This is a genomic window from Segetibacter sp. 3557_3 (assembly GCF_004354985.1).
GTDB lineage: Bacteria > Bacteroidota > Bacteroidia > Chitinophagales > Chitinophagaceae > Segetibacter.
The window spans coordinates 13,877-35,234 of record NZ_SMSK01000024.1; the positions used below are offsets into that span (position 1 = coordinate 13,877).

A 21,358-nucleotide genomic window follows, 5' to 3' on the forward strand; every position below is an offset into this window, starting at 1 on the left:
GAATAAAAAAAGGGCCTATAATAGCCCCTCATCTGCGAATGAAAGATAAGTTTCGGAAGTGATGATAAGGTGATCCAGAACTTTGATGTCAAGGAGTAAGCCCGCGTTCTTGATCTTTTGGGTTAGTTCCTCATCCTGGCGGCTTGGCTTTAAGCTACCTGATGGGTGATTGTGCGCAAGTACCAGAGCAACACAATTTGCCTTGAGTGCTGCCATAAATATCAATCGGGGGTCGGCAACAGTACCAGTGATCCCGCCAGTTGATAGGTGATAAACACCCAAAACCTTATTAGCCCTGTTAAGGAAAAGAATTTTAAATTCCTCCTGAAGGTCAATCTTGCCTTCATTCCATACTTTAAGGAGGATCTGGTAAGCATCCCTGGAAGATGCAATTTGTGGCCGTTCCGAAGCTTTGACTTTGGATTTGTAGGTAAGCTCAACCTCAGATACGATTGACCAGGCAGGGGCAGTTGTTGTTTCCATAATATTTATTTTTGATTATGGAATGCCACCAGGCTTTGCACTGAATTAAGTGCAAGGAGGAACGGAATAAAGGGGAGCTAGGTGAGTTGGCTGGTGTGTTTATGCCGTAGTTCCTTGATAGCGTATTCAGGCACAAGCTTACTTTTTGGAAGAATCGATGAATAATATTAGATTAACATTGTGTCAACTGCTAAAGGCTTTCTGACTGACTGCAGCGTATACCGGACAGCCAACCAGAAGGGGAGGAGCAGGGGCAAACAGCCGGACCCCTTGCTCAGCCCAAGACAGACCCCAATAGTTGATATATGCTGGTCTTTATAACTGAGTAAGTGCGCGGCATATCAGCGTTCTGCCTGGAAAATCCAGCTGGTATCCCTGAGCAACGCAGCAAGGTTGTTTGTTAGATTGCTATGATAGGAAAACAGCGGAAATTATCACTCCCTCCAAAAAACACCTTTTCTGAGCTTAACGAGAAGCTTAGTTCTGATTTTCTGCTTCCATCGTCCCGTATCATGCAGAAGCAGGGTTCTAGGTGTACCAGCGGCTACAGCTGCCCGCGAAGAGGCCGTAAAAGCGTTGCAGGGTTATCAGGCGGCATATAAGCTGAGCAGGTGAAGAGGCTGGAAGAGTACTCAAATTATATGGTTGACAAACACCCTGCAGATACAAAAGCTTACATCAAAGCTCATCGAGCTATGCCGGATAATTAAGTGGCAACCCGATTTGCTGCTCAGAAAAGCTGGCTTGCCCTGAATTACACCCGTAGAAGTCGCTTGCTGGAAAACGGCACCAACATTCGTGTATACTAGGAGCTTCAAGGCCAGAGCACCCTTTAGACTCGTGTATCGGACCTCCGGAGGCAGAAACGGCGTTAGTATACCTAAAGACTTAGACTCATTCATGTATAGTGAATTTTCCGCGTTTTTCTTATTGACGGTTTTGAATTGAATAGCAGAAAACCCACTTTTGTCAATAAGAAAAACGCGGACGTATCGTGTTGTTGGTAAGTGGGTTAAGCCCGTTTGGGTAGAATAGGTATACTGTTCAAAAAATTCGTATATTAATAACTGCAAGCATATGGGACCTTATTACTTCGGTGGGTACTTTCTAATAAAAACCAAGCCACTCAGCTATTTTTCCTTCCAAAACAAGATTGTACAAACCTGTAGCAGTTGTATAAATATATGTGCTTTTGATGTAGAATGGTGCCTCAGTTGGACACAAAACCTTGACAACGAAGAAAAAGCTGAACTTGGACTTACAGACGAGAAAATAGTTGAAATACGAAAGTGGACAGACCAAAAATTTAATGAGGGAACAATAAAATGGGGGCATGCATTGCCGGATTTACAGACTGTTAGTACATTCAAAGGTTCATTTTACGCAGACAAGGACGACATACGTATTTATTCAATGTATTTAAGTAAAATGGATGCAGAATCTCTCATAGCCTATTTTGAAGGTGAAAGAACTTTCCAAGGACTGTTTGGACTACGGGAAAACCTGCAAAAGAAGTTTGAAGAAAAGGATAATCCTATAGAAGAATTTCTTGGTTATGACTTTATTGGAGTAGAAAACCACGGCAGCTTTCATTCATTTTATTGTCACAATATCATAGACGAATTGATAGATAAATTTTCATTGAGCCTTAATCAGCACGGATTATTCCACCACATTCCAAATCCTGGCCTTATAAGAGAATACCTAAACGATAAAAGTGCCAGAGTCGAGCCTGTTCCCTGGTACATTGCTAAAACAAAGCGACTGAAGATTGCCAGCAGTTAACAGCGGTTTGCCACTATACCGGCTAACGATTAAATGCTGAACAGATGAACATTATTCAGCTTTTTCAACAATTTGAACTGACGAACCTGGGATGCCGGTACAGTGGCAAGCCGATGGGCGTTAGCGGCAATCACCCTTTGGTAACCTAATCACTTTACTTTTGGTTTTATGACAGCAACTTTACGCCTGGCCAATAAAGACGACGCGCAGTCCTGCGGTTTGGTTTGTTTTAATGCATTCAAAGCAATTGCCGATCAACATAATTTTCCGCCTGACTTTCCTGTTCCTGAAATTACTATTGGTTTGATGTCTTTCCTTTTGTCTGACAGTAACATATATTCCGTTGTTGCTGAAATTGATGGGCGTATCGTTGGCAGCAATTTTCTTTCGGAAAAGGGTGTGATTGCGGGAGTAGGACCTATTACCATTGACCCTGAAGTGCAAAACTCATCAGTTGGGAAACAATTGATGGAAATTATTCTGCAACGTGCTGATGAGCGCCTGTTTGCTGGTGTAAGATTAGTACAGGCAGCATATCATAATCGTTCACTTTCTCTTTATACAAAGCTGGGATTTGATACACGTGAACCACTATCTGTTCTTCAAGGCCCTGCCATCAATGTAGAAATACCGGGTTATTCAGTTCGCCTGGCTGAAAATGAAGATGTTCAAGCCTGCAACAATATATGTTTGCATGTGCATGGGCATCATCGAAAGACGGAACTTGTTGATGCTATAAGAGCAGGGATGGCTACAGTAGTGGAGCATAATGGGACAATAACAGGATATACTACGCAGCTTAGCTTTCTTGGTCATTCAGTAGCGGAGACTAATAATGATCTTAAAGCCCTTATTAGCGCAGCTACAACATTCGGTGGTCCCGGGTTTATACTGCCGACAAGAAATTCGAAGTTACTCCGCTGGTGTTTAATGAACGGCTTGCGCATTAATCAGCCCATGACATTAATGAGCAGAGGCTTGTACAATGAGCCTGACGGCGTTTTTCTTCCCTCAGTTCTGTTTTAGTAGCGAGGAAAGTTGTTTCTACATAAAACAAGAGCACAAACCTACAGTGGGATTTATTGGAAACAGCTATATTCTCAGCAATGCCACTAACAACAGATTTTTGCAATAGTGGCTTTAGGAATTGTATCAGACAGAATACAATTAATGAATTTTAGAACATTAGTGGACAGCAGAATAATGAATGCCACTACTGCATAAAGCTGAAAAAACCTTGGCTGCTATTATCAGTGCCCTATAATAGAAATAGTTCTGTTTGATTATTGGAAGGCAGAAGCTTTTCCAGCACAAAAGGTAGTTGATGAAGAGTCAAAAAAATTCAATTTACATACAAACATTGATCACCTGAACACTTGCCTGCTTTTCCTGGCTAGATATGTTCAATGGCTGCGAGTCTTTCTAATAGAATCCCCGAGGTTTTTTTGTTGATAATAAAGAAAAGTTTGCATAACAACATTTTTAAATGTAATTCTAATAATAATGCAATACTAATTGACTATTTGCCAAGAGCAGCCTGAAATTATTCATCATTACGAACATTTCATGGATGTGCGTCTATAGATAAAAAATGTACGGTTGCTCTTCCCTCCGGTTGTGAATTAGAAAATTTGCTTAGTGTTAGCGTCTCGTCAAGCCGCCAACACGAGGCTGTGAGATATTTGATCCTCTTGGCGGCGCTAACAGATAACTACAGGTGCATTTATAAGGGTGGTAACCGCTGCATTTTAAAGGAGTTGTGCAATATTGTCCCAATGTCCAACAATCACTTGATAAAGATCCTCCGAGGCAGCTGCACGTGCCCTCCGTTTCGTTGCACCAGAAATTGGATCCGCCACTGGGATCGTTGCTAATTTTGGCTGCTGGAACAACCAACCCAGCTTTGGCCTTTTTTGCTCCGGCCGTACCCGACACCCCATAGCTTCGACCGGCTGTAACCACCGCCAGTTTGGCGGTAAAATTTGGAACATTCATTTTGATATTTTTTAATTATTGAAGATGTAAACCCTCTAACATCCCAAGCCACATGTTTTAGAATCGGATAAACCTGGAGTAGCTTTAACGTAAGGTAAGGCAGTGCGAACCTACTTCCTTTGCTCGTGGGAGCGGGTAGAATGCAAACCGAACCATCTTCTTTTGTGCATCTGTTAGCATCACAGGCTTGGCAAGGAACCCGCTGACATTTCGGTCTGTAATACCGCGGCATGTTGCCGTGATTTAGTCTGCCTTCAATCAGATCGGCTTCCTTGGGGTCAAGTTTTTTTCATAAAAGCTAAACTGGTCAACTTCGTTGATTGTATATTTATAAATGTATGCTACCCTTTTAATTTACCTACGTGTCTGACAACATTAGCTCTCGTACAAAGACTCTGCAAATTGAACCAAGTTGGGTAGATCCGAAACCAGTCTACCCGTAAGAGGTAGAAAAGAATAACCGCATACGGCTGGCATTTGCAAAACGTACGATATAGTAGCTGGAAGAATTGGCAGTGGAGCAAAAGCATTAACAGGCTTTGCACCTCGTACTGTTGGTCACATAGCCCTGTCTATGTGGTAGACAGTGAACTGAATTAATGATAAGGTTCAAGCTCATGCTTTCTGTAGTTGTTTCTCTAGATCGGCAATTTTTTTCTCCAATTCAATTTCTCTATCCGTTTTACCACCATTTACCAATTGTATTTTCCGGGCCGCTATCCAGTTTTCTGATGGCTTGATGACACCGTCAGATAATCCTGAAACAACGTCGGCGGTGTTTTCATAGGTAAATGTTGGCAGAATGTTCTTAAAACCCGTGCGCATCTCAGTGAGTGTAATATACTCTTCTTCACCATTAAACAGAAGAGGTTGAATCGGCTTTGCAGAGTACTTTTCTACTACGGACCTCAATTCCTCTCTAACCATCGTGGCGGCAGTTACATCCGCAATGATAAACCGAGCCATGCCAGCAAGTGTCATGATTGTTTCTAAAAGCGATTGGTTGGTTGTGTTCTCAAAATCGAAGAGAATGGGAACGTAATCATGCTTATGCAATTGTTCACGTATAATATCTAAAACTTCTTTGCGTTCTGGTGTGAATCGACCCAGTATCAAAACGGTTTTGGAAGTAATGGTGTCAATGACATTTCGAACATTTTTGTTGTTGAGAAGAAGGTAAATAAATTGGGCTACCTGAAGATCATCTACAGTGATTGTCGATTCCCCATCAGGAGTAATTACAAGACGTAATTGCTCCTTAGGGACACCCTTTAAGCCCCATGCTGAAATTCCATAGATTTTACAACCAGTTAAGATAGCGTGACTTAAGTTTACTTCTAGCAAACTTGTATTTTGAAGGTTGGCTTCACTTAGGTCAGCTCCACTCATGTCTGCGCTAATCAAGTCGGCTCCACCCAGGTTTGCTTCCCTAAGATTAGCTCCACTAAGGTTAACTTCCCTAAGATTGGCTTGCCACAGTTTGGCTTTACTGAGGTCGGCTCCACTCAAGTTGGCGCTAATCAGTTTGACTCCGCTCAGAGTTGCTCCACTCATGTTAGCTCCAGTCATGTTAGCTCCTGTCAGGTCAGCATCTCTCAAATTGGCATGCCTTAAGTCAGCCTTACTCAGCTTAGCTCCAATCAGATTGGCCCCACGCAGATCAGCTCCAGTCAAGTTCAATCCAGTCAGGTCGGCTCCACTTAGGTTGATTCCAATCACGGTGGAAGGCCTTTGCGGTATAAACTGGGCTTGCTTGATGATAACTCCATTAGTCGTAAGACCGGGTTTAATTCTGGCTGTAGTTATAAAGGTATCGTCGCTAAAAAGATTTTTCAAGTATTGATAAGAAGATTCAGAGATAGATCTTTCTGCAGTATATCCAGGCAAGTTCATATTACGCATCTTGTATCCTCCTTCTAGAATGTTGAGGTTGGTAATGCTTAATTCGACGACGTTGGCACAAAAAATACGCATTTCTGAAATCTACGTACAGCGCAAACTTATGAGTCCCTCCGTGTTCCTCTTCATGAAAAAGAGAAACTTCCAGTCAATCTAATCAGCTCGAATTACTTCATCTGTTAAGGTGGGGTGTCAAGAAACCTAGTGATCACCACCAATTAGGGCAGTGATCATATATAAACATTTCGGCTAGCTTCAGAGAATATTTGATTGTCTCAAACAGACTTGGCTCAATTTGGTACATGGACCCTATTGCTATCAAACTCGATGGCATTCGTTGATTAGATCTGATCAAAACAACGATTGGTCCCATCACGCCCGTGCACCTTTACTTTGAGCCAACTACACCGCGGACTGCAATCACTACTTCAATATCGGTAGAACCAGAGGCAAGACGGATCCCTCTACTAAGGAGTCAAGATTTGTAGAAACTTGCGGCACCGATAGGATATGTTGCGAGCACCACAATGCTGAATATCTTGCAGAGTTGACGAACACGGTACTGGTTCTTGCTGCTAGAGAGGACTGAGTCCTTCCATTAAGCAACAAGAAGAATTACCTCTTCAGAATTTGGACGACCGACGAATATCTTAAGAGCTTACCCCAAAACCAGGATGGGCAGGAAATATCTTGTACTCCGCACCAACGGACAAACTAAGCATCACTCTAATGAAGTACAAAGGATCATTAGAGACGAAGTCTTAAACTCTTGGAAATGTCGGAAGGCCGATAGGTATTAAACTTTTACAACAACGGCAATTGATTGGAGAAACGCACAAACATCCAGGGTCACAGTTCTCGCCACCAGACCGATTTCGAGAGATAAGTTGCGGAGTGATTATGCCCTCTACTCTTGAAGTAGGACTCAAGTTATAAACCTTACTAGCATCATCAAGGGAAAGCTCCGCAGTGAACATAGGTATAATTATCTTTTTCATAAATTAGTTTTTACCTAAACGATTGGCTGCCAGTACATACATAAAAATAATAAAACTGGCATTCCAGTTTGAAGTTGCTATCGCCCAACTATAAAATCTGACACTCTACAATCGGAATCAAGCTTTCTAATGCGAACACCAGATTTATATTAAATGCGATGATCTGTTTAGATCAAAAACAAATTGTATCATTGAACACCCTGTTTTAAGCCTCAGGAACTTTAGCCATACGAGTACCTGAACACTATTCAGCCAGCATTGACCGGTGGTACCAATATATTTACATTCTTTGCCGTCAGTCACCCATACAATGATTAAAAACTTCTTTATAACAATGACCAGCAGCCGGTCCCGTAATACTACAAGCCGCGGCTGCAGACAAACCACATGCTAACCGTCTCCATCTCTGTGGAACAATTAAACTTCCGCCCTTATCTGAGTTTTGAATACCTAAATAGTTTTCCAACGGCGCCCGGCCACTGATTGAAGTGTCGGCTGTAAAGTTTGGGATTTTGCTTTTCATTTCAATTGATTTAAAGATTGATAAATAGTTTATTCAACGATCAAAATAGGTTTGAAATTTAGAAACCAAGAATGGAAACTCTTCTGTTACATCTACCCGGCAGAAGTATTTTTCAGTAACATCAGTAACTCTGCTGGTAAACGAAAAGATGACATCTACTATTTTTCTTGTGCCATAGAGTCTCGAATTTATCACGTCTATGCTTGTCAAAGAAAAATTGCGTTCATACATTTCCGATGTTGTATTATAAATGGCATGGTAACGTACGGCAATGTAATTAAGGGCACGATGATCATCGGTGGCGCCGGCGTTGTCCGCCATTTGCATAATACGCGTAAAAAGTTCTTCGGCTGCCGGCGCAAATTCTTCATTAGAAAATCGTTCAGGCTTAGGAATTGATGCAATCAAAGAATCTACGTCAAATGAATACACCTGGTCAAAGCTCACAATAGGTACTTGCAAACCGTTACAAAATTGAGCAGGAGCTATAGGTCCTAGAACACCGATAACAATATTAACATCGACAGCGCGCGGTGTAGGGCGCAACGACTCAATAAGCATATCGAGATCGGCAGGATTAATAGGATCAAGAATATACGTATCTAACCCTTCGATAGAAAGAACCCAACACAGCCTACGGGCTAAATACCGATTGGGTGATTCCGACAGAATTGCATGCATTGCCTGATTATCAGTTAGCCCCGAGGTGTCGCTCCGGCTGGTAGCTTGTGCAAATTCTTTTTCAATGCCAACACTCGGGAAGCGGGGCTGTATCCTCCCGATTGCATAAACGTATTGGACAGGACCGGAGGCCGAACATGCTGGACATGATTGATCTAAACCTTGGGATGGTTGAATATGACTCATAGCATGAATAGCAGGTTCCCTACTGCTTGTATATTGACTTTCAATTCTCATTTTGCCCGTGATTGGTTGAGGATTTCGATATTGTTGCATATTTGGTTCTATAATTTTGGTTCAGCTTAGTATGAATGAATTATTTCTTTCCTGTAAATACAAACCAACTATTAAGTATCGAGGCCCGCTGTTCGCAACCGCCACATGGTTTGATTCCCATTGTAGAAGTAACACGTTTTATTACGTCACCAAGACCAATTTCATTTTCATTTTGAAAACCTGGAAGTCGGACTTTAAAAGGTTCGTGTTTCGTGTCGTCTTTTTTCATGCTATTGCTTTTTGTCTATACTGAAGGTTTAAGTATTGGAAAGCAGCCATGGCATTTATTAATGGTGGTGTGATAGATTTTCGAGAACTTATCGTATTTACTGCGTGTTTTATTAAAGATCCTGAGAGCTTAGGGAATTCTGACCACAATAAGGCTATGACTCCCGTTACAAAAGGAGCGGCCGCACTAGTTCCTGAAATTGTAAGTGTATTATTATCCAGACCAAGACTTGTTATATTCTCACCAGGAGCGCTTAAGCCCCGCTTACCTATCGAATTACCAAGATTTGATAATTGCATTGGATTTCCATTGTTATTACATGCAATAACTGGAATTACCCAGGGGTGTCTTGTTATTGCAGTACTTCCTACAGTTCCCTGATTACCTGCTGCTGCTACAATCACAACACCAAGATTAGCCGCATAATTCAATGCCTCTTCTAACACAGGTTCGCCCTTAGATGAACTGTTTATTAATGCAAGGCTGAGGTTGATTAACCGGGCACCAGCATTGATGCAGTCATAAATTGCCAATGCAAGTTCTTGTGGGGTTGTTGCAAGTACGGACTTGTAATTATTTGTTGGCAACTCAGAAAAAACAGAGCGAATTAACAAGGTACAATTCGGACAAATGGCAGGTGCTCTCGACCCTCTTTTAGCTACAAGGATGCCGGCGATAAAAGTTCCATGTTCACATGCTACACTTTCCGTTATTGAACAAGTGCCTGAAATCACCCCCGGAATTTCTTTGATGCTTTCTCTATTAAGTTCCAAGTGATTAGTTGAAACCGGCCCATCAATTAAGCCAATAATTATTTCCGGTGAACCGGAGGATATATCCATCACCTGTTTAACGTTAATTAATTCCGTGAATTCCATTTACTACTGATTGTAAATGTAAGAGTATAGAAAATAGTTTAAAAGTGCAAGCTTTATAGCCGTAAAATACCGACAACGGAGCGAAAATTGCTATCGCTGTTTTTCAAGCTTTGTGTCGAATTTGCTTTAGTATAGTCGACCGTCAAATAGCCCTTAAACTTGTATTTACGGGTGTTTTCAGTGTATTCTGGCAATACAAGTTGCCCGGATATTTGAGAAATAGTCCATTGTTTATATTACGGTAAGCTTCCACTCAATAAAGCACTCCGCAACTCGGGCTCTTTTGCGGCCTAGCCGCGAGATGTTATGAGACCAATTCGAGATTAAATGCCGTCCTTTTTTTTGTACTCGCTCCAGGGCACTTTGCTGCTATTCTTCGCCTGCTCTTTTCGGGATTGAGAAGTAAATGGATCCTTTTCTTCAGGCCACCTCATTTGCTCCCTCCGTCTTTCTTGTGCTGCTTTGTACTTCCGTACTGCAGTCGAGTTGTTCGACAATAGCGCAGCTTCAATATCCACCATATTATGAACATGCTTTTGTGCTTGCAGGCGGAAATAATTGGTTGCAAAGTCAACATTAGTATGCCCCAGCTCTCTTATCCCCCGGAGCGTTTTCCCTGATTTGCGCCATATGGTTACCCGGTAATAAGCCAAGATTACAATTATTGCTTCGCTCAAAAATAAAGGATCCTTAAGAGTTTTACTAAATTTTTTAGCAAACGCCCCGGACTCACATCGAAATTCTACATAACTCAAAGCCGTGTAAGGCTGTATATGAAAATTAGAATTAAGGGTATCCACACCAGGAACACTTTCACAGAAATATGCGTGAAGCTAACTTCCCTTCTAAAAGCTACAAGGTATACCCAAACCCAGAATAGTTTAAAGGCCGTCCACATCAGATCATATTAAATCATACTTGTGAGTTATGCAAGGTTTGCCGTGGTAATAACTGGCAAGGTTGCTCGAGATCTTACGTGAAGATTGCCCTAATTTCAGTAGAAATTTTCAGTTTTGCCAAACCAACGAAATCGACCTTATAGCCAGGCAATAAAGGGCAGGTTTTTCAAAGCGGTTCAGGAAATTTATAAAGAGCTGTATCCGAACATTTCCGAAGGTCAGATTGCCCGTAACGTTGGGCTTCAACCCTCATATTACTCGGGATTAAAGACCAGGGCAGGAACTTACCCGAATCTGGAACACTGTGCCAGGCTTTGCAAAACATATGATATTGCCGAAGCTTGGCTACTTAGCGGAAAAGGGCCAATGAGATTAGTCCAAAACACGCAGAAGAATGGGACTACAGTCTGATCACGTCTAGGTAAGCCTATAGCATGCTAGAAAGGGTTCGGCGGAACAATTGCATTCGCAATCCTAAAAGTTGTAGAAAGACGGCTGCTGCCTGGATAAAGAAAAAATTTTTTTTCTGGCTGAGTGTTCCCGCACATAATGTGTGCAATTGATAGGGTTCGTTGCTTTAATTCTATACTGGGAAAATGCGGCCACTTGGCAGATAGGCTAAGCTACGATACTCTGTTATCATTATCGGATTGCAACTCTTCCTCTAATTCTTTTATCGTGGGTAAGCTACCTTTAAGATTTTCCGGTATTGCTGTAGTAAGCTGATATTCTGATATCCGTATAGGCTTCTGTATGTCCTTCAATGCATACACTGCTATGATACGATTTTTATCTTGGCATATGAGCAGGCCGATCGTGGGCTGATCATCCGGATGCCTGAGCGTATCATCTACGACTGATAAATAAAAATTCAGTTTACCGGCATGCTCCGGCTTGAACTCACCAATCTTGAATTCTATCACAATGTAACAGCTAAGTTTTAAGTGGTAGAACAAGAGGTCAAGCGCATAGTTTCTTCCTCCTGCTTCTATAGGATACTGCTTTCCAACATAGGCGAAGCCGGCACCAAGTTCCACCAGGAACTTAGTGATATGTTCAACCAAGCCTTTTTCCAGGTCTTTTTCCTTATAATCATCAGACATTGTAAGAAAGTCGAAAATATAAGGGTCTTTCAGAGTCTGCCGAGCCAAATCGGATTGTGGGGAAGGCAGAGTGGTTGTAAAGTTTCTTACTGCACTACCTTGCCGAATATGTAAATCGCCTTTGATCTGCAGGCTTAAAACATCCCTTGACCAGCCATTTTCCAGAGATTTCTGCATGTAAAGAGTTCGCTGCTGCTCATCTTTAACTTTGTCTATCAGCACGACATGATGCCCGCAGGGTAATTGTGCAACGGGCCGTTGCACAATTGTAAAATCTGGGTGAGCAGATGCAAATTGGCGCATGTAATTAAGGTTACATAGAGAGAACCCTTTTATATCAGGAAACTCTCTTTTTAGATCATCAGCAAGACGCTTAGTGATCTTATCTCCCCAACTGGCCTGCTGTTGCTGCTCTATTATAGTTTTGCCTATTTGCCAGTACAGCAACACAGCAACAGCATTTGGCAATTTGCACTCAGTACGGCTTTCAGCTGCGCTCGACGTATCTCAGCCTTAAGGTTTTCAAGAACTTGAGGGTATGTATCCGGCAGGTTTTGCATAAAGCAAAATATACACTTATTCAGTTAATTTGAAAAGTTGCTCATACAGTCGTATAATCCAACTATAACTTCTTATGCTAAGTTGATTATCCGGAACCGATGGGGATAGCCTACTCGTTAAGTGGAGATATTAAAGCCAAATTTAATGTTAAAACCGCTTCTAAGCGTAGCTTAAAACAAGGTAAATCTCGGCGTATAACCGTTAAGATGTACGCTTAAATGCATCTTAGTTTGTGAACTTAAAGATACGACAATCGTCGTATCTTTATAAAAACAACTTATGAAGCCAATTGAAGCTTTGCCGCACAGCGTTAAAACGGAGAGTGAAACTTTAGACATCATTGCGCTTCTAAAAGAGGGTATCATCTACAGTAACTTCGAAAAGATCTATAAGGAGCTACCACTTACCCTCACTGACTGGGCTAGCTTTCTAGGCACTACAACCCGAACTCTTCAGCGCTGGAAGAAAGTGGATGCTGTGATCCCCAGTTTGTCAGCCGAGAGGATTGTCGAGATTTATCAGCTCTACAAATTTGGCGTTGAGGTATTAGGAGCAGATGGCTTTAGAAAATGGCTTAACAGCAGTGTAGAAGCTTTAGGTGGTAAGCAGCCTCTAGAATTTCTTGCAAATTCTCAAGGAATAAACCTACTTAGAACCAAGTTGGGAAGAATACAACATGGTGTATTAGCATGATAGTTTTTAGGCTTACCGCTGAAAAATTCAAAGACGATTTATCGGGAAAAGGTGCAGCGATATTTGGAGGAAGGTGGAATCCAATAGGTTTAGCAGTCTTGTATACCAGCGAGTCGCGGGCTTTGGCAAACCTTGAATTGATTGTTCATACGAGCCCAGGTGTCATTCCTATAGATTACTACCTCCTAGAGATTGAAATGCCGGATGACGCGCCCATTTTCTACGTTACCGAGGCGAACTTACCTAAAGAATGGCGTAAAATGGAGCATTTTACACAGCTCGTAGGTTATGACTTGATAAGGCAGCATGAATATCTAGCCTTGAAGGTCCCATCTGCCTCCGTCACTCATGAGTGCAATTTTGTCCTAAACCCAGATCACCCGGACTTTCAGCAGATTAGGATCCTGAGGGCAGAGCCATATACGTTTGATGAACGCCTTTTTTTCAAGTGACAATTCGCAGTAAGATCATAAAGTTAAAATAAATTAACGCTCACAATAACCTGAAAACCAGTAATTTAAATTGTCTTATAATTTATCTTATGTTATAGACATAACCCTGCACCTTTTGGATTCTTGGTGGATACACAGCTTTCAGGGAGAATTGTCTCAAAATAATTGATAGCTGGTCTCAATTCGACTTGAACCTATGCTTTTCAAGGGGGAAAATGAGACAGTATTACCAATACGGTCCCATGGTCCAATAATGTCAAATAAGGATGAAATATTCTGGACCAGCAAGGTAGAATTTAAACAATCCAGTTCAGATTACACCGGTTCAATGTTCTAACAATTTAGGTGTTTATGTATCAGAGGAGAGCTATACACCAGAACGATCTCCTACAACCGGTCATAATTAGAAGGTCTAGTATGGATTACAATCGAAGTTTGAAGAATTTACAACGTTACAGCTAAGCAATTTAGCAATCCAAACATATAAAATGGGGTGCCCTACCAAAGTACGGCCCAGAAATTACATATTCTCCCTCCTTTCGTGTTAATAAGGCTTTACTTTAAGCTAAGAACCTGCTATTAGCTCCTTCTTACCAACTTAGCCACAGCTTCACGAAATGTTTCGCCAATAGGTAATTCTAAATCGTGAATAGACAGAGAGTTCTTCCGTACGGAAGTAATGTTATGAATGGCCACGATATATGATTTATGAATTCGAATAAACTTAAAAGCAGGAAGTTCCGGTTCAACGACTTTTAAGCTAGTTCGAAACAAAAGTGGGTTTTTAGAGCTTTTCAAGTGTATCTTAATGTAATCTCGAAGCCCTTCCATCCATATGATATCTTCAAACATTATTTTTACCTGGCTATAATCAGCATTCAGGAAAAAATAATCAACAGGGTGCCCTACAGCTGGTAGATGCTTTGTCACCTTCAATTCGTGCAACTCTTTTGCCCGGTTGCACGCTTTAATAAAACGCTCGATGCTTACAGGCTTTACCACGTAATCCACAACATCTAAATCATAGCTTTCTAAAGCATACTGTTTGTAGGCGGTCACAAAAATGACCAATGGTTTAGTCTTGAGACTTCCAATGTATTGTAATCCCGTTAATCCGGGCATTTGAATATCGATGAAGATTAGATCAATGCGGGTTTGCTGTAGCACCTTCATCGCCTCAAACGCATTTCGACATGACGCCTTCCATTCTAAAAAAGGAACTTTACTGATGTTGTCTTCTAATAACTTCAGTGCTAAAGGCTCGTCATCAACAGCTATACAGGTAAGCATTAGTTTAAGTTGATGTTTAAATGAACTAAAAACCACCCATTTCTATTATCTATTGTCAACCTATGGCGATCTGGATATAGCAGTTCTAAACGTCTTTTCACATTAGCTAATCCTATTCCTGAAGTCTTGTCTTTTATAGAGATACTTTCTTCGTATTTATTTTTTACTGTAAAACTTAGCTGGTTGTTTACCACCGACAGCTCTATATGAATTTCCGGGTATTGCAACAAGCCAGTGCCATGTTTAAAAGCATTTTCTACAAATGGTATCAACAACATCGGTTCTATTGTATGCCAATCCTCCTTGACATCATACCGAATATTTACGGTAAGCTCCGAACCGAAGCGTTGTTTTTGTAAATCAATGTAGTTCCGCAGGTATTCAGCTTCAGTTTTTAGTAGTCCCCTTTCCTCATCGGTTTCGTACAACATATATTGCATTAGTGAAGAGAGCTTCATTATCGTAGGTTCCAATTCCTCGCTCTTTATACGTACCAGTGCAACAATGTTGTTTAGTACATTAAACAAAAAATGAGGGCTAATCTGCGATCGCAAAAAAGACAGCTCCGTTTTCAGGTTTTCACTTTGCTTTTCTGCCATCAGCCTTTCTGTTCGTATATGGTCCGCAATGGATTGATATGCGATACTCAAGAGAATAGTGAAAGCAAAAGGCGCTAAATTGAACGTAGAGGATCGGAATAGATTAAACGGGCGTCCTTCCATCAAAATTTGAAAACACAGCCCGTGCATGAACATTATCATTATAAAAAGACCAAAGAGAAACAGAAGATAAACTACGAATCTCCTTTTGTAAATTAACACTGGTACTAAAACAAAGGCATTAAGATAGAACAAGCCTAACCAAAAAACCTTTGTTACCGTGTTCAGATCGCGAAAGCTCAGTTTGGGGCCCCTTTCTCTAAGAGCTTGTGGATCATAATCAGGATTAAAGATGTATGGAAAGATAAAAATTGCAAGCCATATCAGTACATGTACCCCTATGTTCATCCACTTATTCTTTTCCTCCGCATTAAGAAAAGGTATTCTGCTCACAAACTGTTGATTTGCTGCTCCTGATTTACTATGAGCGGGGTTACCTTGCAATGGCGTTGTAGTAGAGCTTTCAGCAACTCTATAGTTCATTCGATTAGTTTAAAGCCTTGCGGTTGTGTAATCAGTGACAAAATGGACTGAAGCTATTTGCCAGCTTAGCATCTTACGAGTACTGATTGCTACTGGCCTGAAGCTCCAACCTCTACTTCAGTGTTGAATTTATGCGCTTAATCAGCGTTGCATTAATCTTTCCAAAACGATAACTAAGCGTCAATCGCATCAGTTGCGGGTTGCTCAAACGGCTATAAGTCAGAGTGAAATCGTTGCTTTCTGAATACTGGTTGAAAGTTCGTGTTTTAAAGATATCAATAAAACTGACAATTGCTGATGCAGCATTGCTTTCTATAAGCTTCTTCCCGATTGCAAGATCGACATCGAAAAGGTTTTATCACAAGTAGCCACTAGGACAACCTACACCATTCTTTGTTTAATTGCTTAAATTTCAAGCAATTACCTAAAACCGACTGGAATTTCAGTTTTAGAACGTTTGTTCAATTGCTCTGCCATCAACCTGTTATAGATACGTTCTTTCATGTCGGGTGTTAAGTCGCTCCTGCTGATATAGTCTAATCCACCCCATGCAAGGTCTTTATATACATAGTCGTCCATAAGAAGTAGGCCAGTGATGGCACTATATTCCGCTAGTGCTATTGCAATATCATCCATAAGGCTTCGCTCTATTTCATCATGTTGAATCTTGTTGTAGTCTGGATCCATAGACGACGACCATGCGCTGTATATTCCTGGATAATCAATTTTTGCATGAGTATGGTCGTACAAAAAATATAAGGTTAAATAAGCATGTACCATTTCGTGTATTATGGTACGCGCTACAGAAAGGTCCGTACCATCCTGAAATTTTTCAAGGTCTACTATTGTTGAAGCTCCTTCGGAAGTTGCCTGTATTTGCGCGTTAACGTTATCAGGTAATGCACCTTCACGAATGATCCACTTAAAACGGGAAGTGTTCTGAAAGTTGTGAATAATTTCGCCAATTTTTCCTTTTTTTAATTTTACTATGTTAGCTAATACTGACATTAGGTTTTTGTCCCTCAGTTCATCTTTTATTCCCCAATTCTTTGCTGGCGCTTTGGCATATGCCAACTCATCAAAATATACGCTTTCAACTATAACCCCTTTATAAGAAGCCAAGGCTGCTGAAAGAACAAGACTGAAAACTACAAGCAGGAGAATCTTTGTATACATATATAATTTGTAAAAGTGTTAATCACTAATCCAAACTTATATCAAAGGCAAAAGGTGATTTGGCGGTATGATGTAAACGAGCAAACGGCTGCTGTAAACTCTTAAAATTTGCCTGCAACTGGGCTGTGAACGGGCCTTCGGATTGACCTGAACACTTGTCTCTTCTTTATTTCGCGCTCATTCGTAACCCTGAATGGATAAGCTAGTCTAACTTGATTAGCAACCAAGCCGTATCGTTCCAGTTGGAATACACACCGATTTGTTTGGCGGCGCCTTTCAGCTTCCTCTTAAGTGAATTATCAATCTAAGACGTCCTTGTGCTTTGCAAGCGCCAGGCTATTTTCAAAAACAAGGGTTATCAAGGATCACTTGCAGAGACAACGAGCCATACTTTGCTTTCTGTAATCGGGTAAGCAGCCCAATAAGGTTCCGATTTCGGATATTCCGGTCGCATGTAAAATGAATCTGTAGAATGTGCTTGGATGACCTAGTTGGGGTAGGGGGTAAGTTATAGTCTGACCATTTCGGGAATATCTGCCTAATTGTAGTATGCTTAGGAAATAGGCTATAAAGACACCAACTACAGAATTATGCAACGCTATGGTTGGCTCACCAATTACTTGTATCGAAGTATCTGATTAATTTACCGATCCAAACGGAATTGACTGACATAATCGAGCAAGAACAACAAAACTGGAATGCGTAGAAACGAATTTAGACTACTACATTCTCGTTAGTACCAACAAAAGCCTACAATTTAACCGCCGCACTGCACTTACGTTTATCTAAGATAAGATACCTTAGGTACCTGCGGGTTGTAGATATGAGGTGGAATTTAGTGCTGATTATCCCTATTACTCATCAACTTATTGAAGAGACAATGAGCTTGTATTAAGGCTTCTGCTAGCGCGCAGCAATGTTGAGTGAGTGCATGAATGGGAGAGAAGGCCGCAATCGCATCCAGCGAAGCTTTGGAGCCAGGCTCCGTAGATTCATGTGAATCACTGTTGACAGTTGGCCCGTGTGCTTAGCAAGTGTGCCAGGCATGGGAAGAACCACTAGCGGTGTGCCGGTGGAGTGAAGGGTGGATCGACCGGCAAGGCATGAACTGGACCTTGCTAGATAGAAGGGTTTCGCTGTGTGCTTTGCAGTCCTTGTCTTCTGAAGCATTACACCTTCCTCAACTAATTGTTTCCGACTTCGACTTGCCAAATTTCACGGGTTTAGAGTCCCTTTAAATAAGGTAAACTGAACCTTGTGAACATCTTCCCGCGGTATTTTAAGTTCTAATAGCCCATACGTTAGTTGAAAATTGTTTTGAGTTTGGTGCCGCACGCAATTACGTGAAGCCATCGTCTACCAAGGCTATATTGAACATTGTTCAGAACTGTTTTTTCACAAGATGTAGCTATCATCTATAAGAGAAATTTTTTTTCTCTCAGGTAATCTAAAGCTCCGTTAATTGTTTTTTTATGTAAATTGAACAAGTTGCTCGTCTGCGACCAACAAGGTTACATCGCACTCAATAAAGTTATAGGTGTATTGGTTTTGAGGCATTTAGATCTACAAGTAATCGTCTTGTCATCCCGACGAAAAGGGGTTCAAATGAACCAAAAGCTCGTGAAACTGAATGTTTTACGAGCTTTTTTGTTTTGTAATATGTCAAATGATATCAAATAAAACCAACTGGTTTGTGAACTAAAAGGTGAACAATCTGGTGAACTAAATTTGTGTTCACCAGATAAGGCTAACAAGCTCATCAACAACGATTTATATCGCTTCGGTTTGGTTGATTTTGATACGATTTGACTTCATTTTAAGAGCTTTTTGATGAACAGAGCGGTGAGTAGGAAAACAACGAACTTTAAAATGAGACAATATGAAGAACAACAACACGTTCGGGGTACACTTTATCCTCCGGCACAATCGGGAACTTAACGGTAAAGTCCCTATCTATTTAAGGATAACCGTTAACAAGACCAGGGTAGAACTCGCGCTGAAACGCTATATGCAGGCATCGGACTGGAACGATGTAAAGGGCTGTGCTAAACCTAAGCGCGAAGAATTTATCTTTCTGAACACTTACCTTGAAGAACTCCGGTCTAAACTCGTTATATACTACCAGCAACTCACGCTCAGAGAAGACCGTGTAACAGCAGCAGACATAAAAGATGCTTACCTCGGACGATATAAAGAGAAAGCCGAAAGAACATTACTGTGGCTTGTAGGGGAGCACAACCTCATCATGGAGAAAGTACTGGCAAAAGGCAGTATCAAGAACTACTATACTACTGAAAGGTATCTGAAGAAATTCTTAAAGGAACGGTACCGCGGAGACATTCTTCTGAGCAAATTAAGCTACTCATTCCTAACAGCCTTTGAGCATTACATACGCACCACTCCGCTAAAATTAAATGACCCTTGTACTAACAACGGAACAATGAAGCACCTTGAGCGCGTTAAAAAGATGATCACCTGGGCAGTCAATAACCAATGGATTGAGAACGCTCCTTTCGACACTTATAAGCTAAAGTATAAGACGGCTCAGCGTGAAGCGTTATCTCCGGAAGAATTTCAAAGAATTGAAAACGCTGAATTTGAAAACACAACCATGCAGAAAGTGAGGGAGCTTTTTTTATTTAGTTGTTATACCGGGCTCTCCTATGTGGATGTAATGGATCTAAAACCAACAGACATCATTACCGGGGTTGATGGCGCCAGGTGGTTGAAGATATATCGCGCAAAAACGAATATTGCTGTGGATGTTCCTTTATTGAAGCCGGCTTTGATGCTGATGCAGCAACTGACAAGTTTTGACGGGAGCAACCCATGCGGAACAGTATTTCCATACATCACTAACCAGGAGGTGAACCGTACGTTGAAGATGATTGCCGAAGTATGTGGGATAAAAAGAAACCTTACGTTCCATTTAGCCCGTCACACATTCGCAACAACCATTACATTGTGCAATGGGGTGCCGATCGAAACTATCAGCAAGATGTTGGGACACGCAAAGCTAACTACTACGATGGTTTATGCGAGGGTTGTTAATACAAAGGTGGGAATGGATATGGCTTTGTTGCAATGTAAGCTGGACAGAAAAAGTTGACCTTCGGTATTTGTACAGGTAGATTTCAAGAGAATGCCAAAAACATGTAAGTTATGGCAAGAAATAGCTGAAGCCAAAGGAGGTCACTTATACTCAAAAGATCTATCCGTAAAAACTTATTACCATTGATCACCTCAGTTCCGCATGACCAATATATGTATTATATTTGTCGATGTACTCATTAACTAGCTAACATGCAGGTTCAAAGGGTTGTTGTTGCTTATTGGAAAAATAATTTGATTAATCCAATCGAGGTGTTTTCAAGCCTTAAAAACCTTTGCCTTGCACACAAAGAATTTAATTACAATACACTCAGCAACTACCTTAGTAAACGTAAAGTTCCATATGAGACCAATACAGTACGGATCGAACGTAAAGTTGTTGTCTCCCCGCCCACAGAAAATGTGTTTCATAACCGGCAAATTACCCCGGTAGTTAGAAAAGTTGCCTTGAAAAAAGCTGATGACACCGGCAATGACCTCGACTACTGGTTGAGCAAATCACCAAGGGAAAGGATGGCAGCGGTAACCTCAATCGTGTCGCAATCTTTAGACGAGGGACAAAGGCTTGACAAACGGAGGATCTTGAAAAAAAAAATCAAAGCATGACACTTGCAAAGGATTTCGAAGACTTTGTAAAACTACTAAACTGGCATCAGGTAGACTACATGATCGTTGGAGGGTATGCCCTTGCTTTTCATGGTAAACCCCGTCATACCGGAGATCTTGACATTTGGATTAACATCTCGGAGCTTAATGCAACTCGAATGCTCCAGGTTCTGTCTGACTTCGGGCTTTCATCAATGCGTTTCAAAAAACAAGATTTCTTGAAAGCTGGTTATATGAGCCAGATTGGCTATCCTCCTCTGCGCATTGACATTCTAAACAGTATCGATGGGGTGGACTTTGGTGAAGCAAAAGGTAATATGCAAACGGTACGTTTAGATGACGATCTTGTCGTTAACTACATCGGGTTGAACGAGTTTGTCAGGAATAAGAAAGCTTCGGGCAGAAGCCAGGACATTGCCGATATTAAAGAAATTCAAATGAAGCAATTAGCCAGGAAGGTACCGGGGAAAGGAAAAAAGCTTTAGCCGGTTTAAAAATCTTTCAGATTGAAATTACGTCGGAAGCTCTGCTACCGAGCTTGGCAAGTGAGCATTAATCAATGCCTTTACGATTGTGGT

At 41.2% G+C, this 21,358-nt stretch carries 18 protein-coding genes; 7 read left to right on the forward strand and 11 right to left on the reverse strand.

From position 1 onward, the window contains the following. Nucleotides 1–15: 15 nt before the first annotated feature. Entirely contained in the window at nucleotides 16–483 is a 468-nt protein-coding gene (locus EXU57_RS22965; protein ID WP_133270613.1) for a RadC family protein, read from the reverse strand. Nucleotides 484–1,560: 1,077 nt separating this feature from the next. Here EXU57_RS22965 and EXU57_RS22970 point away from each other — a divergent pair. Both EXU57_RS22970 and EXU57_RS22975 read left to right on the forward strand, forming a co-directional pair. Beyond that, on the forward strand, nucleotides 1,561–2,268 hold the full coding sequence (locus EXU57_RS22970; protein WP_133270614.1) for a hypothetical protein: 708 nt from the start codon (nucleotides 1,561–1,563) through the stop codon (nucleotides 2,266–2,268). Nucleotides 2,269–2,436: 168 nt separating this feature from the next. Beyond that, complete coding sequence (locus tag EXU57_RS22975; protein WP_133270615.1) at nucleotides 2,437–3,294, forward strand: GNAT family N-acetyltransferase; 858 nt, start codon at nucleotides 2,437–2,439, stop codon at nucleotides 3,292–3,294. Nucleotides 3,295–4,878: 1,584 nt separating this feature from the next. Here the strand turns inward: EXU57_RS22975 and EXU57_RS22980 are convergent. The 7 genes from EXU57_RS22980 to EXU57_RS23010 all read right to left on the reverse strand — a co-directional run bounded on the left by EXU57_RS22980 (nucleotide 4,879) and on the right by EXU57_RS23010 (nucleotide 12,217). Then, complete coding sequence (locus EXU57_RS22980) at nucleotides 4,879–6,237, reverse strand: pentapeptide repeat-containing protein (RefSeq protein WP_133270616.1); 1,359 nt, start codon at nucleotides 6,235–6,237, stop codon at nucleotides 4,879–4,881. Between the two features lie 1,218 nt (nucleotides 6,238–7,455). Then, complete coding sequence (locus EXU57_RS22985) at nucleotides 7,456–7,683, reverse strand: hypothetical protein (protein ID WP_133270617.1); 228 nt, start codon at nucleotides 7,681–7,683, stop codon at nucleotides 7,456–7,458. A 33-nt stretch (nucleotides 7,684–7,716) separates the two neighbouring features. Beyond that, on the reverse strand, nucleotides 7,717–8,601 hold the full coding sequence (locus EXU57_RS22990) for a hypothetical protein (protein WP_207955585.1): 885 nt from the start codon (nucleotides 8,599–8,601) through the stop codon (nucleotides 7,717–7,719). A gap of 79 nt (nucleotides 8,602–8,680) precedes the next feature. Continuing rightward, a complete protein-coding gene (locus EXU57_RS22995) occupies nucleotides 8,681–8,869 on the reverse strand; it encodes a hypothetical protein (protein ID WP_133270618.1) in 189 nt (62 codons plus the stop codon). Next, the gene (locus EXU57_RS23000) at nucleotides 8,866–9,747 is read right to left on the reverse strand and encodes a S8 family peptidase (RefSeq protein ID WP_133270619.1); all 882 of its coding nucleotides are present in this window, start codon (nucleotides 9,745–9,747) and stop codon (nucleotides 8,866–8,868) included. The genes EXU57_RS22995 and EXU57_RS23000 overlap by 4 nt, the downstream gene beginning before the upstream one ends. A gap of 323 nt (nucleotides 9,748–10,070) precedes the next feature. Then, entirely contained in the window at nucleotides 10,071–10,424 is a 354-nt protein-coding gene (locus EXU57_RS23005) for a hypothetical protein (protein ID WP_133270620.1), read from the reverse strand. An 845-nt stretch (nucleotides 10,425–11,269) separates the two neighbouring features. After that, nucleotides 11,270–12,217 (reverse strand): YhcG family protein, encoded by a 948-nt coding sequence (locus tag EXU57_RS23010; RefSeq protein WP_207955586.1) that lies wholly within the window; start codon nucleotides 12,215–12,217, stop codon nucleotides 11,270–11,272. 372 nt (nucleotides 12,218–12,589) lie between these two features. On the opposite strand from EXU57_RS23010, the gene EXU57_RS23015 reads away from it, so the two are divergent. Both EXU57_RS23015 and EXU57_RS23020 read left to right on the forward strand, forming a co-directional pair. After that, nucleotides 12,590–13,003, forward strand: a complete 414-nt coding sequence (locus tag EXU57_RS23015; RefSeq protein ID WP_133270621.1) for an antitoxin Xre/MbcA/ParS toxin-binding domain-containing protein — start codon at nucleotides 12,590–12,592, stop codon at nucleotides 13,001–13,003. Beyond that, nucleotides 13,000–13,455, forward strand: a complete 456-nt coding sequence (locus EXU57_RS23020) for an RES family NAD+ phosphorylase (protein WP_133270622.1) — start codon at nucleotides 13,000–13,002, stop codon at nucleotides 13,453–13,455. Before EXU57_RS23015 ends, EXU57_RS23020 begins: the two co-directional genes overlap by 4 nt. Nucleotides 13,456–14,034: 579 nt before the next feature. Here EXU57_RS23020 and EXU57_RS23025 read toward each other — a convergent pair. The 3 genes from EXU57_RS23025 to EXU57_RS23035 all read right to left on the reverse strand — a co-directional run bounded on the left by EXU57_RS23025 (nucleotide 14,035) and on the right by EXU57_RS23035 (nucleotide 17,063). Continuing rightward, nucleotides 14,035–14,745 (reverse strand): LytR/AlgR family response regulator transcription factor, encoded by a 711-nt coding sequence (locus tag EXU57_RS23025; protein WP_133270623.1) that lies wholly within the window; start codon nucleotides 14,743–14,745, stop codon nucleotides 14,035–14,037. After that, nucleotides 14,745–15,887 carry a sensor histidine kinase gene (locus tag EXU57_RS23030; protein WP_133270624.1) on the reverse strand — a complete coding sequence of 381 codons (1,143 nt, stop codon included), beginning with the start codon at nucleotides 15,885–15,887 and terminating at the stop codon, nucleotides 14,745–14,747. Before EXU57_RS23030 ends, EXU57_RS23025 begins: the two co-directional genes overlap by 1 nt. Nucleotides 15,888–16,307: 420 nt before the next feature. Next, a complete protein-coding gene (locus EXU57_RS23035) occupies nucleotides 16,308–17,063 on the reverse strand; it encodes a hypothetical protein (RefSeq protein WP_133270625.1) in 756 nt (251 codons plus the stop codon). A gap of 1,879 nt (nucleotides 17,064–18,942) precedes the next feature. Between EXU57_RS23035 and EXU57_RS23040 the strand changes: the two genes are divergently transcribed. The 3 genes from EXU57_RS23040 to EXU57_RS23050 all read left to right on the forward strand — a co-directional run bounded on the left by EXU57_RS23040 (nucleotide 18,943) and on the right by EXU57_RS23050 (nucleotide 21,265). Then, nucleotides 18,943–20,172, forward strand: coding sequence for a site-specific integrase (locus tag EXU57_RS23040; RefSeq protein WP_133270626.1), 1,230 nt, complete (start codon nucleotides 18,943–18,945; stop codon nucleotides 20,170–20,172). A gap of 194 nt (nucleotides 20,173–20,366) precedes the next feature. Beyond that, nucleotides 20,367–20,780 carry a hypothetical protein gene (locus EXU57_RS25475; RefSeq protein WP_207955587.1) on the forward strand — a complete coding sequence of 138 codons (414 nt, stop codon included), beginning with the start codon at nucleotides 20,367–20,369 and terminating at the stop codon, nucleotides 20,778–20,780. Continuing rightward, the gene (locus EXU57_RS23050; protein WP_207955588.1) at nucleotides 20,777–21,265 is read left to right on the forward strand and encodes a hypothetical protein; all 489 of its coding nucleotides are present in this window, start codon (nucleotides 20,777–20,779) and stop codon (nucleotides 21,263–21,265) included. Before EXU57_RS25475 ends, EXU57_RS23050 begins: the two co-directional genes overlap by 4 nt. Nucleotides 21,266–21,358: the final 93 nt, after the last annotated feature.